Source organism: Asticcacaulis sp. (assembly GCF_051956075.1).
GTDB lineage: Bacteria > Pseudomonadota > Alphaproteobacteria > Caulobacterales > Caulobacteraceae > Asticcacaulis.
In genome coordinates this window covers 143,118-158,908 of the sequence record NZ_JBQCGA010000053.1, presented here as the reverse complement: position 1 = coordinate 158,908, position 15,791 = coordinate 143,118, and the positions used below count along the sequence as shown (strand labels likewise).

8 protein-coding genes and 1 pseudogene are annotated in these 15,791 nt (G+C 59.9%); 3 read left to right on the top strand and 6 right to left on the bottom strand.

Annotation, left to right across the window (positions count from 1 at the left end):
- Positions 1–4: 4 nt before the first annotated feature.
- Positions 5–286, top strand: a pseudogene (locus ACTHLA_RS13685) (transposase); the annotation flags it as partial.
- Positions 287–487: 201 nt separating this feature from the next.
- Here the strand turns inward: ACTHLA_RS13685 and ACTHLA_RS13680 are convergent.
- From ACTHLA_RS13680 to ACTHLA_RS13655, 6 genes are all read right to left on the bottom strand, one after another.
- Positions 488–1,273 (bottom strand): GntR family transcriptional regulator, encoded by a 786-nt coding sequence (locus tag ACTHLA_RS13680; protein WP_440190300.1) that lies wholly within the window; start codon positions 1,271–1,273, stop codon positions 488–490.
- Positions 1,270–2,208, bottom strand: a complete 939-nt coding sequence (locus ACTHLA_RS13675) for a BadF/BadG/BcrA/BcrD ATPase family protein (protein ID WP_440190297.1) — start codon at positions 2,206–2,208, stop codon at positions 1,270–1,272. The genes ACTHLA_RS13680 and ACTHLA_RS13675 overlap by 4 nt, the downstream gene beginning before the upstream one ends.
- A 3-nt stretch (positions 2,209–2,211) precedes the next feature.
- Positions 2,212–3,363, bottom strand: coding sequence for an acyltransferase family protein (locus ACTHLA_RS13670; RefSeq protein WP_440190294.1), 1,152 nt, complete (start codon positions 3,361–3,363; stop codon positions 2,212–2,214).
- Entirely contained in the window at positions 3,360–5,669 is a 2,310-nt protein-coding gene (locus ACTHLA_RS13665) for an alpha-N-acetylglucosaminidase (RefSeq protein WP_440190291.1), read from the bottom strand. Before ACTHLA_RS13665 ends, ACTHLA_RS13670 begins: the two co-directional genes overlap by 4 nt.
- Positions 5,670–5,787: 118 nt before the next feature.
- Positions 5,788–8,418 (bottom strand): TonB-dependent receptor, encoded by a 2,631-nt coding sequence (locus ACTHLA_RS13660; protein ID WP_440190288.1) that lies wholly within the window; start codon positions 8,416–8,418, stop codon positions 5,788–5,790.
- 497 nt (positions 8,419–8,915) lie between these two features.
- Positions 8,916–9,689 carry a FadR/GntR family transcriptional regulator gene (locus ACTHLA_RS13655; protein WP_440190536.1) on the bottom strand — a complete coding sequence of 258 codons (774 nt, stop codon included), beginning with the start codon at positions 9,687–9,689 and terminating at the stop codon, positions 8,916–8,918.
- Positions 9,690–9,896: 207 nt separating this feature from the next.
- On the opposite strand from ACTHLA_RS13655, the gene galA reads away from it, so the two are divergent.
- Positions 9,897–12,392, top strand: a complete 2,496-nt coding sequence (galA, locus tag ACTHLA_RS13650; RefSeq protein WP_440190285.1) for a beta-galactosidase GalA — start codon at positions 9,897–9,899, stop codon at positions 12,390–12,392.
- A gap of 531 nt (positions 12,393–12,923) precedes the next feature.
- Positions 12,924–15,782: a TonB-dependent receptor gene (locus ACTHLA_RS13645; RefSeq protein ID WP_440190282.1), complete on the top strand. Its 2,859-nt coding sequence runs from the start codon at positions 12,924–12,926 to the stop codon at positions 15,780–15,782.
- Positions 15,783–15,791 lie beyond the last annotated feature (9 nt).

Genomic DNA, 15,791 nt, shown 5'->3' with positions numbered 1-15,791 from the left:
GGGGGGCTTCCCGCCCGCTTCAGAACTGTTGGCCGACAAGGGATACGACGCCGACTGGTTTCGAGAGGCGCTCCAACAGCGCGGCATCAAGCCCTGCATACCGCCCAAGGCCAATCGCAAGGTGATGATCCCTTACGACAAAGCGCTCTACAGGTGTCGGCACAAGAGCGAATATATGTTCGGAAAGCTGAAAGACTGGCGACGCATCCATACCCGCTATGACAGATGCGCACACACCTTCTTCTCAGCAATTGCCATTGCCGCAACCGTCATCTTCTGGCTCTAATCAATGAGTCCTGGGCCTAAATGTATGACAGCCGCCCCAATCGCCTTAGGGATCGAGCCCACAGGGTGGAGACCCAGAAGGGGCCACATCGTTGACGAAGAGCCTGGCGTCGGGCTCTGTCGGCGCAACGTCCAAGCTTGCTGCCTCGCTAGGCAGTCTACGCTGAGAACTCGCACGAAGACGCACAAGCGTTTGTAAAGATTACATAGAATTGAATTCTAAGGTCTCCGCGATGATATCATAACCATCGCCCCGGTAATAAGAACGATTCAATTCACAGCTACGCCCATCCGCAAGGAAACTGCGCCTCTCAATGAACAGACCTGGGGCGCCTGCCGTCACCTTCAAACTCTCGGCCTGATCCGGCGTTAAGGCTACGGCGCGCAACCGTTGCAAGGCGCGCACCGGTCGATGTCCCGTCTTCTCCAGCGCAGCGTAAAGCGAGTCTTCGACCACATCTATCGATCCCAGACAAAACATGGGAACGCAGGTGAATTCCAGCGCGACCAGGTTGTCGTCGGCAAAACGGAGACGCTCAAAGCGACACACAATTTCGCCAGGTGAAAGACCGAGCGCCATGGCTTCCTCAGGCGAAACAATTCCCTCGCTCTTGTTCAGCCAGTGCGAACCCGCTCGGCGTCCTCGCGTCGCCATATCCTGAGAAAAGGACGAAAGGCTCGAAAAGCTCTTTTCCATCCTTTGCAGCACAAAAGCTCCCATGCCGCGCCGCCGGACGATCAGATTTTCTGCGACCAGCCCCTCCATCGCCTTACGAACCGTGATGCGCGATACGCCGAATGCTTCGGCGACCAAGCGCTCCGGCGGTAGGGCCGAACCTGGCGGCAGGACGCGTTGAACAATGGCGTTGCGCAGACGAATTTGAAGCTGCAGATATAGTGGTGTGACGGCATCGGACGTTAGGCGCCCAATCAGTTCAGGCAGATCGATGGCGGATGCGACGTCAAGTACGGTCGGATGCGCGGTCATGCAGGCGCTCCTTGCAGAAGGTCGCGATCATTCCGGCGCGCCAGCAGCAGCGCTCCTTCAACGGCGTCATTTTCCGGGCGTGTCAACAGGGTGCGGATCGCCGGATTGAGCCACGGCTCGATCGGATCGGCCATACCGCCGATGAGCGCTATGCGATCGGCGCCTAGGCTGCGCAAACGCGCCACGTAAAGTCCTATCTCGTCGGCGACATCCTGTACGAGGCGCATGGCGACGATATCGCCGCTGAGGGCGTGCGCGATGATCATGGGGGCCAGCGCGCCGTAATCGCTGGGCGTCGCCGTGGTCACAAAGGCGATGGCGTCCGCCGCCTTGCCGCCGAGATCGGAGATAAGGGCGCGCGTCATGGCGCTGGCCGGAGCGATCTCGTCGAGACTGCGCAAAGCGGCGCGCAGGGCGGCGCGGCCCAGACCTGCCGCCGAGCCGTCATCGCCGACCTCGAAGCCCCAGCCGCCCAGAGAACGACCGACGCCTGCGATGAACACATAGCCTGCGCTGCCCGTGCCGGTGATCAATATGCCGCCGTCTCGGCCTGAAAACGCGCCGAGGCATGCCGCATGCGCGTCGCTGGACACCGACATGGCGCCGAAGGCCGGACCAGAATCCATCGTCACCTGAGCGCTGGTCGAAGACGACACGCCTGCCAGGCCCAACCCGATATGAATATCGGGCAGGTCGGCATGCGACAGGCGGGCCTGCGCTAGGGCCTGATCGACCGCGATCATGATGTTGCGCCAGACCGTGCCCATGCCGAGCCGGATATTGGAGGCGCCGCCCATGCCTTCGCCAAGCGTCTGACCGGCGCGGTTTTGCAGGCGCGCGCGGCAGCGGGTGCCGCCGCCGTCAACGCCGATGAAATATAGAGGAGGATTGGTCTGCATCGTTTTTTGCGCGCCCTTGGAGCGCGACCTTTTCATGGCTCAAATCTTGATGATGACGTTCTTGCGGTCGAGCGCCCAGGCCAGCAGCCAGCAGGTCAGCATATAGGCGATGGCGCACAGAAGGGTTCCCACCGGTCCCGGCGCCAGGGTCTGGAACACGCGCACGCCGATCCAGTCGTAAAGGCCCGTATCCGGCGGGACGCGGATCAGTTGCAGGACCACGACGAACAGTTCGGAGAACAGGTAGATGGCCAGCGGATTGCGCCCGAAGATCTCGCAGAAGCGCATGCCCGGAACCCGCTTGCGGCCCTGGCCCCAGATCTCGACATAGGCGATCAGGAGGGCGATCACGATCAGGTCTATGCCCACGGTCAGGGTGACGAAGCTGGAGGTCCAGATGCGCTTGGCCAGCGGAAAGGCGAGGCTCCAAAGGAGTCCGGCGGCGCACAGGGCCACTCCGGCCACGGCCAGCCGCCGCACGAGCATCGTCTTGTCGCCCTCCTGTTTCAGGAACCAGCGGATATATTGCCCTGCCAGAAAGCCAGCTATGACATTGACGATGGCGGGCATGGTGCTGAGCAGACCCTCCGGATCATAGCCATGCCCCTTGGCGTACATGTGCGGCAAGCCGAGTATGGCGCGGTCGAGCATGGCCGCGGCATTGCCGAGCGGCGTGAGCTGCGCGCCCGGCTGGCCGAACGCCATCAATATGCCCCAATAACCGAACAACAAGCCAAGGCTCAAGACGAGCAGCCAGCGCCACGATAAGTAGCGACAGGCCAGCGCCGCGATCCCGAAGCACAGGGCGATGCGTTGCAGCACACCCATGATGCGCGTTTCCCCGATCGGGTTGAACGCCCAACTTCCATCGGCGAGACGATGAAAGAACGGGAACCAGTACATCAGATAGCCGAGCAGGAAGATCAGGGCCGTGCGTCTGGCGACCTTCAGCAGATAGTCGCGTTCGGACATGCCTGGCTTCATCGCGAAGCTCATGGCGTTGCCGACCGCGAATAGGAAGGACGGAAAGACCACGTCGGCGACGGTGAAGCCGAACCATGGCGCGTGTTGCAATATGGCGAAGGGCGTTGCGCCCGCCCCCATCGTGTTAACGACGATCATCACGGCGATGGTCAGGCCGCGAAAGACGTCGAGCGCGCGAAACCGCACCGGTTTCATGGCTTCGCTCATAAGATCACTCCCTGTTCTGTTCTGGTCATGCGCATCAGCGCGCGCGCATCGCCCACCGGGTCGGTGGGCCGCGACAGCCCCTCCCCGGCGTTCGATTTCACCCAGTCATGCTCCCAGACGATGACGGCGGCGGTGAAGGCGTCCTGATCGAATGCCGTCTTCGCCGCCGCGCTCTGGCGCAGGACGTCGAAAAAGCGCCGCCAACGCGGCAGGTAGAAGCTGGCGTACATGCCCTGCCACGCCTTGGAGGCATAGTCGTTGAGATTGCCTTTGCCGCCCCAGACGGTGATCTGGGCGCGCGCGTTTTCGACATAGGCGGCCTTGTCTTGCGGCGTGTCGCCATAGTCGCGCGCCGCTTTTGTCCAGCTAGTCAGTGTGTCGGGTTGGTGGCCGAGCAGGGCGTCGAGCCTGAGCGCCAGATCGCCAATGGCTTGATTAAGCGCGTCGCCGCGCGCCAGATCGCCGGACGCATAGGCCCTGATGGCGGCCCCGATGCGTCCGTCGATCTCACCGCTGACATAGTGGCGCACGGCTTCGATGAGGTCGAAGACGAACAGGTAATTGTCCTTCAGGTCGTCCGCGCTCAGGATCAGAGCGTCCACCGCCTGCCCCAGCTCATGATGGTCGCCGGGAATTTCGCCGAAGTCGACGGCGTCGAGGGTCGGTCGCTTAAAGAACAGGTAGGCCCCCGCCCGGCTTTTCCACCAACGCGGGGTCCAGTAGCGCGTCTGATAAGCCGCCTCGATCAGTCTGTTCCAGGCCGCCATAAGGCCCGGCGACGGCGATTGACCATAACGGGCGCGCAGATACGCGTGAAGCCAAGCGTCCTGGCTGTCCGCCGCGTCGCCCCAAGCCAGATCATAGAGATATTCATAGACAATGGAATTAGTGTCGAGCCCTTCAGGGAAGACGCCGAAACCGCTCAAGTTGCCGGTGTCTTCGCGCCGGGTCAGGGCCTGCAGGTCGTCGCGATAGAAGCCGAGATCGCCATACATCGGGTTCGAGCCGCCGTAATTATGCACATAGCCATAGATCCAACTCTTGCCCCTGAAGGCTTCGGCGCGCGTCCAGACATCGGGATAGCGATCATTGCCGATGTCGAGAATCATCATCTTTTCGTCGGGAACCCGGCTTAAGAACGCGGCGATAGCGTCGGCGGCCCAGAAGGCCTTATCGGCGCCGAACAGCCAGCCCTGCATCACCCAGACCGCGCCGGGCCGCGCCTGCGCCACCGAAGCGTAGAGCGCGGCCCCGTAATCGGCCAGACGCTGCGCCTTCAGGGCCGGATCGAGCTTTGCCGCCGCCTCGGCGTTGGCGGTGGCGTCGCCATAGCTGCTGTTCGCCGCCGCGCGCGGATCCTGCGCCACCGGCGGCAACATCTCGTTAAAGGCGTCGGCCAGATAGTGCGTGCCCGCGCCATAGACCTCCGTGTAGAGGTCGAGAAAGCGTCCGGCCAGTTTCGCGAATAGGGGATCGGCGGGGTCAAGCCACCAGGTTTCATGAAAACCCTCCCAGGCGCGCATGCGGTAGATCCGCGCCTCCGGATGCTTTTCCGCGAAGGCCTTTGGCACATAGCCGCCGAAGGCGGGCAGGACCGGCGTCATGCCGAGAGCGCGCATCTGGGCGAGAATCTTTTTTTGCAGGTCGCGCTTTTTCAATATCCATGCCTGCGGCAAAGGCGCGTCATAGCCTTCGATATTGCCCATGCGCTGCCAAGGGGTGAAGGCAGGGCCCGAAAAATAGGCCGCCAATTCGGCCTCGCTCAGCCCCTGCTCGCGCCACAACGCCTGCCAGACATATTCCTGCCCCTCCATCGCCAGCGGCAGGTTGATGCCATGCAGCGCCATCCAGTCGATTTCGCGACGCCAGCGCGCTTCGTCCCACCACGGAGTCGTATAACCAAAGGTGCAGGTGTTCATATAGGCGCGATACCGGAACGGGCTTTCCCGCCGGACGCGGCCATGATCGGCCAAATGGCGCGGCAGGCTCAACTGATCGCCTTCCCAACTCATCGACGCCGCGCCGGTCGAGGTCAAAAAGCTGTAGGCGCCGCGCGTCAGCGCCACCGGATCGGAGCCCGTTATGCTGACGCGACCGCCCCTCGCCTCGGTCTGGTGCCACGGCCTTGCGTCAGATGCCGACGCGAGGCGAAGCGTGAAACGGTCGGATGCGGCGCCGATAAACCGCCGCAGAACCGCCTGCGCGGCCTCCGTCCCATTTTCCGCTCGCGCTGAAAACGCCGACAGACCCGTCGCGGAAGCGGCGAGTCCGGCGACCAGGAATTGGCGTCGATCAATAGGGGGCATGGACGATCCTCTTATTTGCCGGTTTGCCTCGCCGACCTGTCCGGACGCGCCGGGGAGAACGGCGGGTCCGGACAGTACGCATGGCGGCCTTAGGGGGATGCGACCGCCGATCCTGAATCTACATCTTGTATTGCAGGCTCAGATAGTAGGACGGGCCGACCACGCTCGTCATCTGCCAGCGGCTCTTGATGTCCTTATACGCCTTTTCCAGCGCGTTGGTGACGTTGAGGCCGCCGAACGAGACGCTCAGGCGATCATTGATATTATAACCCAGGGTGATGTCGTACTGGGTGCGGCCTTCGATGGTGTGGTTCTCGGTCGCAAAGAAGCTTTCGGCGCTGGTCTGGTTGTAGGCGCTGCGGTAATTGGCCGAAATGCGGGCGCTGAATTTGCTGTTTTCCCAATAGGTCGTCAGGTTGACCGTGTCCTTGGAGAGGTTGGCCAGATAGAAGCCGGTCGCTTTCGATGACGGTGTGACGTGCGTATAGTTGCTGGTCACGCCAAAGCCCTTGACCGGCAGCCACTGGTCGAAAGACTGCTCCCAGTTGACCTCAAACCCCTTGATTTTGACGACGGAATTGTCGTTCAGGGTCTGGCTGATCAGATAGGTCGAACCGGACGAGTCGACGCATTCGTTCGACACCAGCGACAGCGCCGTCCCGTTGAAGCTGGCCGGACATAGGTTGCTGGCCGTGAAGGTGCCGTTCTTCACGTTCTTGACGAAACCGGCGACGCTCAGGCCGTTATTGTGGCCGTAATACCATTCCAGCCCCAGATCGAATTGGTCGGCGGTCAGAGGTTTCAGGGTCGCCGAACCTTCTGAGATGGTGTAGTTTCGCACGTTATTCGCATCGACGCTGGATGACACTGTGGTCGTCAACTGCGTTCTGGAATCGAGGATCGGTCGCACCAGCACCTTGGCGGCTGCGGCGCGCAGCAACAGGTTCGGCGTAATATCGATCACAAGATTGCCCGACGGCAGCACGTTGGAATAGCTCATCGGCGTCTGGTAGGTTCCGATCGCCAGATTGACATTGCTGTTGAGCGGGTTGGCGTCGCCCGACAGGTAGCCCTTGACGAGTTGATGGGTTTGTTCGTCGCGTACGCCGACATCGCCATGCACCGGCAGGCCAGCGACCTCACCCCTGAAATTGGCCATAAGATAGGCTGAGGCGACGTTGCGGATCACACCGTAGGAGCCGGACGGGTCGAAAACCTTGGGGACATTGATGTCGGCCGCCGCCAGGGCTGCGCGATAGGCGGTCGTGTCCGGCGCCACCCAGGACGTCTGGATGCTGTCATTGCCATCCAGGAAGTCGCTGATCAGTTCGTTGGAATTGGTCATCAGCGGTGAGACAGAGGCGTCAAGATTACCGTCGAGGTCGCGGCGGGTCGAATAGCGTGAGAAGGTTTCACGATAGACCTTGAGCCCGCCCGACACAGAATAGAGCAGGCCCTTGTCGATATAGCGCGTTACGTCGATCTGGCCTGCGGCCTGATCGGTCATGTCATGGTGTTGAGCGCCATCCGGATATTCGTTGCGCGTCAGGGTGTCGAGCGCATAGACGCCGGGATCGGACAGATTGGTCGACACGTCGAACTTGACATCGCTCGGATCGCTCATGTCCAGCGTGGCCGAGGCGATATTAATGCCCAAAATGGCCGCCTCCTCCGTCAGATGCGCCTCCCCTTGAGTGTAGTGCAGAACGCTGGTCACCTTCCAGTTTGGATCGCCTGTCCATTTCAGATCGTAGGTGAAGGCGCTGGTCTTGAGATTGCGCGTCTCAAGCTGGCGGTTGTTCTCCATGGTGAAATCTGTCGCCTTGATCACCGTGGCGGTGTCGGCGGTCGAGGCCAGCGTCTGGATGCGCGACGTGTTGAACAGAAAGACCTGCTGGTTCACGTCATAGCGCGTATTGTCCTTGGAATAGATGGCTGTCAGGCCCATTTCCAGCCCGTCGATCGGGCGGTACTGGAAGGCGGCGTTGAACTGCTGGCGCAGGGTGTCGCGATCGATGCGGCGATAGCGCGGGCGGCGGGCGGTGTTGAAGGCGCTGCCGTCGGCATTGACCCAGCGGTCGATCCAGAAATAGTCGGCGCGGTCGGTCAGCTCCTGATAGGAGGCGCCAAGAAACACGCCGATCTTGCCGTCGTCGAAATGGTCGAGATAGCTGATGCTGCCCTTGGGCGTAGCGTTGCCCTTGGCCAGTTGCGAGTCCTGCGCCTTGACCGAAACGACGATGTGGCGGCCCTTCTGCTCGAGCGGCTTCACCGTCTCGATATTGACCGTTCCGGCCAGCCCGCCCGCGTCCATATCGGCGCTGGGCGACTTGTAGACCTGCACCGCCGAAGCCAGTTCGGTCTGGATCACGTCATAGCGGAAACCGTCGGTGAAGTCCGGGCTTTTGAAAGCCTGACCATTTACGGTCGTCATCGCGTATTGAGGCCCGAGTCCGCGGATGGAGATCGTCGCGCCGCGCCCGTTGACATCGGCCATCTGCACGCCGGGAATGCGCTGAATGGCCTCGGCGATGTTTTCGCTAGGGAACTTGCCCAGGTCTTCAGAGGAAATACCGTCCGAGATACGCTCTTCGTGCTTTTTCGCGTTTAACGCCGTCGCCAGACTTTTGCGGAACCCCGTAACAACCACTTCCGTGGCGCCGCCCGTAGCGGACTGGGCGAGCGCCGTCGTGGCGCCCGTCATGCCGATCAGGGCCGTACTCATTAAAGCTAATGTCTTCAATTTCATGGCTGATAATCCCCTTCAGCAGCGCTGCTTCCAACCGCCCGGCGCATACACACAAAGAATCTTCCGGCGTGGCAAATCGTATGACAGCTATTACCAATCAGCGCTGAACCGACCCGGAGAGGGGCTTCATTGGCGCGCCAATTTCACCACATGAACTATGATGCGAAAAATTGGCATGTCAATTTGAAATGCGTTCCGCGCCAGGGAGGTCATGGCGAAACGGCACAAAAACTCAGTTTGAAATAACAAGAAACGATGAAGAAATGAAGAATATTCGCTTTATTTTCAATAAGTTAATTCAACTTATATCAAAATTCTATATACATATTTTTTAGAATTTTTGATGCAATTTTGCAACATCTTGCTATGCGGCGGCCTAGGTATTTGTCAACCAGTCCTCAAAAGTGAAAATTGGAAAACCAATAAATCCTTAAATCGTAGCCCATAGATTTACATAACCAATCTAATCCAAACCTAAGGGTTCGCCAGGAGCAATATCACGACAGGGGACGACGGGCGGAACGGCGCTGCGATGATTTTGCCGCCGCCATCACGAGTTCGTCCTTTATATCCTGAATATATTGCCAGGTTGCGACAAAGGCCGCATCGGGATCGCGTCGGCGCATCGCATCGACAATCCGGCTCCGCCCCTCAATGTCGGCCCCGCCCTGTCGAAACAATGGCGCATAGGCATCCCGCCATAAGGGATTGTTGGCCCTGCGCCGGCCCAACTGATAGGTGAGATTGACCAGTTCGGCATTATGGCTGGCGCGCGCCAGCGCCAGTCGAAACGCCATATCCAAGTCCTCGAAGTCCTCGAAACTGCGCGCCTTGCGGCAATTATCGCAGGCCTGCTGAATATCTGCCAGTTCATCCTCACTGGCCGCGCTGGCCGCAAGTCGACTGATCTGACTGTCAAACCATTGATGAGCCTGCAAAAACTCCAGCGGCCCCGCTGGCGGCAGATCCGTCAACGCCTCCGGAGCGTCTGCGGCGGCGGACGCTTCGACCTCATAGGCGCGGGGTGTAATGTAGATGCCTGACCCCTGGCGGGACTGCACCAGCCCCTTGACCTCCAGCATGACGAGCGCATCGCGGACGACAGCGCGTCCCACCCCATAGATTTCCGCCAGTTCGCGCTCTGTGGGCAACTTGCCCGCCGCACGAAATTCGCCGGCGCGGATTCTCTCCAGAAGGGATTTGCCAACCACCTGATAGGCGCGGACGTCCTTGTCCGAATCCGTTTTTGGCGCCTGATCCTCACCAGCCATCGTCACTTTAGGATGCGCTCCGCTACCGGAATGTGCCACTTGTTATCCAATTAGGTTGATTTCAAAAATTGGTCAAACAATATCACAGCGCCTCTTGCTTTTGTGAAACACAGATTTCAAACTGAATAAAATTGAAAACTATGTATTCTGAGCATGGCTGACAGCACAGGGCCACACGCCTGAGACGCGGGCCGGAGGAGATCATTTATGCCGCACTTGAACCGCCGCCGCCTTCTGGGCGCCTCCGTTGCCATGGGTCTGATCGGCAAAGCCGCATCCGCTGCGGACCGGGCGGCGCAAGATTTGGCGAGTCCAGATCGGGCGGACGATGCAAAGGCCCTGGCGCCGCGCGTGAGGCGACTTTTCGATTTCGACTGGCGTTTTCATCTTGGCCACGCCGCCGACGAAAATCGTGATTTCGGCTTTGGACGCGACCAGAAGACCTTCGCCAAACAGGGACAGGGCGTCGCCCTGCCCGCCGCAGCCGACTTTGACGACAGCGGCTGGACGCAGGTCGATCTGCCGCACGATTGGGCGGTTGGCTTGCCCTTCGCCCGAAACGATTTTTTCACTCTCCCTTCCAATCCCGAAGACGGCGATCCAACCGCTGGTCATGGCTACAAAGCGATCGGGCGGCGCTTTCCAGAGAACAGCATTGGCTGGTATCGCAAGGTCTTCACGCTTGAGCCAGGCGATGATAGGCGTCGCCTGAGCCTGGAATTCGAGGGTGTGTTCCGTGACGCCTACATCATCCTCAACAACTATATTCTGACGCGGCATGAGAGCGGCTACACGTCGTTCAGCGTCGACATCACCGACTTCGTCAACGCCGACGGCCCCAATGTGTTGCTGGTGCGCGCCGATGCGAGCCTGGGCGAAGGCTGGTTCTATGAGGGCGCCGGTATTTACCGCCACGTCTGGCTGGTCAAAACCGATCCAGTGCATGTGCCGCAATGGGGCGTGTGGGCGCGCGGCGAGGTCTCAGGCTCGGTCCGCCTCGATATTGAAACGCGCAATGACGCCGATGCGGATGCGCAGATCATCGTAACCTCGCGCCTTTTCGACGCCGCAGGCCATATTGCGGCGGAGGTCGCCTCGCCTGTCAGCCTCGCCGCCCACAGTCAGGCGACGGTGACGCAGGCGGCGCAGATCGCAAAGCCGCACCTGTGGTCGCTGGACGATCCGCACCTCTATACGGTTCGCACAGAGCTTTCCCGCGACGGTCAACTCATCGACGCGGTCGTGACGCGCTTCGGCCTGCGCGATATGCGTTTTGACGCGCAGAAAGGCTTCTTCCTCAACGGGCAGTGGCTCAAGATACGCGGAACCAACAACCATCAGGACCATGCCGGCGTCGGCGTCGCCCTGACCGACACCCTGCACAGGTGGCGCGTCAGCCAGCTTAAGGCGATGGGCGCGAACGCCTGGCGCTGTTCGCATAACCCGCCCGCCCCCGCCCTGCTCGACGCCTGCGACGAACTGGGCGTGCTGGTCATCGACGAGACGCGCATGATGACGTCGACGCCGGAAGGACTCGATCAACTGGCGGCCCTGATCCGGCGCGACCGCAACCATCCCAGCATCATGCTATGGTCGATCGGCAATGAGGAAACGGCGCAGCAGGGTACAGAGCGCGGCCTGAAAATCGCGCAGGACATGCGCCGCGTGGTCAAGACGTTGGACCCAACACGACCTGTGACAGCCGCCATGAATCACCATGCAGGTTACGGCATCACGCCCGCGCTCGATGTGATGGGCTTTAATTATCACGAACAGGATATTGAACCGTTCCGCAAACTCTACCCCGACATGCCGATCATTGGCACCGAGACGGCCAGCGCGGTTTCGACGCGCGGCGAATATGTGCGTGACGACGTAAAAGGCTATGTGCGCGCCTACGATCTCGACGCGCCCTCCTACGCCAAGACCGCTGAAGCGTGGTGGAGCTTTTACAATGCGAGACCCTATCTGTCCGGCGGGCTGGTCTGGACCGGGTTCGATTATCGCGGCGAACCGACGCCTTTCAACCGCTGGCCGGAAATTTCGTCGCATTTCGGGATCCTGGACACCTGCGGCTTCCCCAAGGACATCTACTGGTACTACAAATCCTGGTGGCAGGATGAGCCAGTACTGCACGTTCTGCCGCACTGGAACTGGGCGGGCAAGGAAGGCCAGACGATTCCGGTCTGGGTTTACACCAATCTCGATTCTGTCGAACTGTTCGTCAACGGTAAGTCCCTGGGCCGCAAGCCCTGCGCGAAAGACAGCCACATCGCCTGGGACGCCGTGTATCAGCCGGGCGAGATCGTTGCGTACGGCTACAGGGGCGACAAGGTCGTACAGAAGGCGCGTCGTCAGACGGCGGGCGCGGCGGCGCGGCTATCTCTGAGCTGCGACCACGACGTTCTTCGCGCCGACGGCCAGGACGTCGCCCTGATTCGCGTCGAGGCTCTGGACGGTAAAGACATTCCGGCGCCGACGGCGAGCGACCTCATCCGGTTCGCTGTCAATGGGCCGGGCGATATTGTCGGCGTAGGCAATGGCGATCCAACGAGTCTAGAGGCCGATAAGGCCAGCGAGCGACGACTGTTCAACGGTTTGGCGCAGGTCATCATCCGAACACGCAAGGATCAGGCAGGCGAATTGCGGCTCGCTGCGTCCATGAAAGGTCAAAGGTTCAGCCTGCACCTACGCTGCATATAGGATCTGTAGGATATGTTGCTTCCGAGCCACGCCTCGATCAATCTTCGCGACACAAATATATAGCGTAACATACAGAATTAGAACATAAAATTGACGTAAAGTCCCACTGAAAGCCATCTATGAAAGTTGGTTTTCCAGAAAGAAATGAAATAAAATTATCATATTTTAACGAAATGAAATTGACATTTTGGTCAACCATTTATAGTCTCGTTATGTTGCAAAGGGGATGGAACACTTCATCTCTGCAACCCAAAACAAGCATAAGACACGCATCCAGGTGAAAAATTAGGCGGTAAGGCGCCAGAAGGTAAGCGTCACGCAGTCGGCCGAGGTAACGAGGCCCTGCTTTGCCGGAAAGTCGCCTAAATCCGCCACCGATGAGGCGCTACCTCAGGTTTAATTGGTTGGCCAATGCCGCCAAACAAATGAGCGCGTTTCACGGAGAACGCTCGCGTGACTTTGCCAGACATTGCCACTTGCCCGCCGGGTCAATTTCGCGGGCTGCACAGGAGAACGATAATGGAGAGGAACATGCGGTTGCGCAGCGGCAAGCTGAAGCAGGTCCTGCTTGGAGCGACTGTTTTGATGGGGCTCAGCGCAGGCGCAGCCTACGCTCAGACGGACGCAACGCCCGCTTCGGACAATAGCACGGTCGTGGTCGTCACCGGCTTTAAAAAGAGCTACGCCGACGCCGTCCGCGCCAAGAAGGACAATATCGAAATCACCGATGGGATTTCCTCGGACGGTCTCGGTCGCTTTCCCGATCTGAACGTCGGCGAGGCTCTGCAACGCATTCCGGGCGTGCAGATCAACCGCGAAGCCGAAGGCCGCAATGCGACCATCAATGTTCGCGGCATGCCGGGCTCCTATGCGCGCACGACCCTGAATGGTCAGGCTTTCGCCGAGCCGCCGTCACTGAGCAACGATTCCAGCGGTCCTCTGGGCGCCTTTAATTCCGACATCTTCACCGCCTTCGTGATTGAAAAGTCGCCGATGGCCAATGCGCAGTCCGGTGGCCTGTCGGGCAACGTCGACATGCAGATCGCCCCGGCCCTGTCGCGCAAGGATGGCGGCTTCGCCAAGGCGGCCTATGAATACAACACATTGGGCAAACTCGGATCGCCGGCCTTCACCCTCGGCTACAACAAGCACATTACGCCCGACTTCGCCGTGTTCGGCACCGTCGCCTACAAGCGCGAGAACTTCCGTCGCGACTCGCTGATCTTCAACAGCTACAGCGTGCTCGATCCCTCAGTCACCGGTCTGAGCAATGCCGATTTCGCGTCGCAATACGGCGGCTATTTTTCACCGACCGCCTGTTCGAGCACAGCCTCCTTCTGCCGCTCCCTGGCGAGTGCCCTGGGCGTCCAGCAGGCGGACGTCGGACCTTATGTGACGAGCGCGACGGGCTCGAAGGGCACGTCCGGCATCTGGTACGACAGCGCCCTGCGTCAATATACGCGCATGAATGTCGGCAATCTGTGGACGGCTTCGGGCGGCATGGAATGGAAGCCGAACGACAACACCAAGCTGGGCGTCAACGGCTATTACAGCGACCGCAACCTGCCCAAGACGCAGCAATATTTCCTGATCGATTCGATGTGGGACGGCGCGGGCACGGTCACGCCGAATGGCGATCCGATTCAAACTTCGGATGGCCGCTACCTCTATCCGGACGTCACCTGGTCCAACTTCCCCGCCAAGTCCTCGACACGTCTGTATTCGCAGCACCAGCAGTCCAAGGGCATGGTCGTCAATGGCGATTGGCATAATGAGAAGTGGCGGATAGCCGGCGCCGTGGCGGTTTCGACCGGCATGACCTCATCGCTGGAAACCGAGCTTGACCTGCAAACCAATTCCACCGCCGCCGGTAATGGCGTCGTCGCGCATCTCAATACCGGTCTGGGCAATCTTGGCGACTTCTCTTTCGACGTCACGCCCAATCCGCAGAACGTGCTGATGGCGGACTGGACGACCTGGTCGTCAGACGATCCGGAAAACTGGTACACATCGGACGGCGCCTATCAGCTCAATGTCTCGGGTTCGGAAAGCTACGCCTATAATCAGGTCAATTCCGCGCAGCTCGATGTCGAGCGCTACACCGACTGGGGCCCGATCACCAGCGTTCAGGGCGGCTTCCGCCTCGAACAGAACCGCTTCAAGTCGCGCGGCTTCCGCAATATGGCTTACGGCATTCAGCTCGGCAACATCACTTCAGACATGCTGATGACCTCGCCTTCGGCGAACGATTTCATGGGCGGCAATGCTTCGACCACGACCAACTGGCAGGTCATCGACGCCCAGAGATATATCGACGCCCTCACCCCGGTCACGGCGTATAATGGCGGCGGTCTGAGCGCGGTCGGCTTCAATATCGAATATGCGGACGGCGCCTTCGCCAACTACAACTTCACCAACGCCAACGATCTGAGCGAAGCCTATATCCAGGCCAAGTACGACACCCAGCTTGGCGGTCACCGCGTCCGCGGCAATTTCGGTCTGCGCTACGAAGCGACCGACAACACCATTGAGACGCTTGACCAGACGTCGCCGTTCGCCGACAGCGTCGGCTCGCTGTCGAACTACAGCTGGCACCAGATCGAGAACAAGTACCACTACTGGCTGCCCTCAGCGATTTTCGTCGCAGATATCCGGGATAATCTGGTGCTGCGCGGCGCCTACTACAAGACCTATGTCCGTCCGCAGGCCCGTCAGTACTCGCCGGTGTCGCAGTTCGGCCAGCCTCTGCTGGACGGCAGCAGTTCGACGCCTTCGCTGTCGATCTACAACGCCTCGGTCCGCATCGGCAATAACAAGCTTCACCCCTATCTTGCGGATTCTTATGATCTCTCACTTGAATGGTACAACCGTCCGGGCGGCGTGATCTCGCTGGCCTATTTCGACAAGAAGATCACGGGCCGCATCACCGGCACCAGCGATCCGGCCATTTTGTGCCCGTCGGATGGTTCGAATTGGGGATATGGCCCGCTCAACTGGGACGGCGTGCATTGTATCGCCACCAGCCTCAGCACGACCAGCAAGACCGTCTATGTCAACGCGTCGGGCGCCTACAATCTCGACAAGCCGACCTATGTGCATGGTCTGGAGTTCAATCTGCAACAGAATCTCGACTTCCTGCCGAGCTTCTGGAAGAATTTCGGCGGCGACTTCAACTACGCCTTCACCCAGTCGAAAAGCCCGGCCATTGCGCCCTTCCCTGGCATTTCGAAGAACACGTTCAACCTGATCGGGTTCTACGAAACCAGCAAGTGGGGTGTGCGCGCCACCTATAACTGGCGCTCCAGCTACGCGCTCAACTCGAACGGCACCTATACGGGCGGCGCCCGTTCGGTTAAGCCGCGCGGCCAGCTCGACATGTCGGCTTCGTAAAATATCAAC

Bases quoted from the DNA above. Each gene is read 5' to 3' on its own strand.
- ACTHLA_RS13645 (WP_440190282.1), top strand. From the start codon at position 12,924: ATGCGGTTGCGCAGCGGCAAGCTGAAGCAGGTCCTGCTTGGAGCGACT.
- ACTHLA_RS13665 (WP_440190291.1), bottom strand. From the start codon at position 5,669: ATGCCCCCTATTGATCGACGCCAATTCCTGGTCGCCGGACTCGCCGCT.
- ACTHLA_RS13670 (WP_440190294.1), bottom strand. From the start codon at position 3,363: ATGAGCGAAGCCATGAAACCGGTGCGGTTTCGCGCGCTCGACGTCTTT.
- ACTHLA_RS13680 (WP_440190300.1), bottom strand. From the start codon at position 1,273: ATGACCGCGCATCCGACCGTACTTGACGTCGCATCCGCCATCGATCTG.
- galA (WP_440190285.1), top strand. From the start codon at position 9,897: ATGCCGCACTTGAACCGCCGCCGCCTTCTGGGCGCCTCCGTTGCCATG.
- ACTHLA_RS13675 (WP_440190297.1), bottom strand. From the start codon at position 2,208: ATGAAAAGGTCGCGCTCCAAGGGCGCGCAAAAAACGATGCAGACCAAT.
- ACTHLA_RS13655 (WP_440190536.1), bottom strand. From the start codon at position 9,689: ATGGCTGGTGAGGATCAGGCGCCAAAAACGGATTCGGACAAGGACGTC.
- ACTHLA_RS13660 (WP_440190288.1), bottom strand. From the start codon at position 8,418: ATGAAATTGAAGACATTAGCTTTAATGAGTACGGCCCTGATCGGCATG.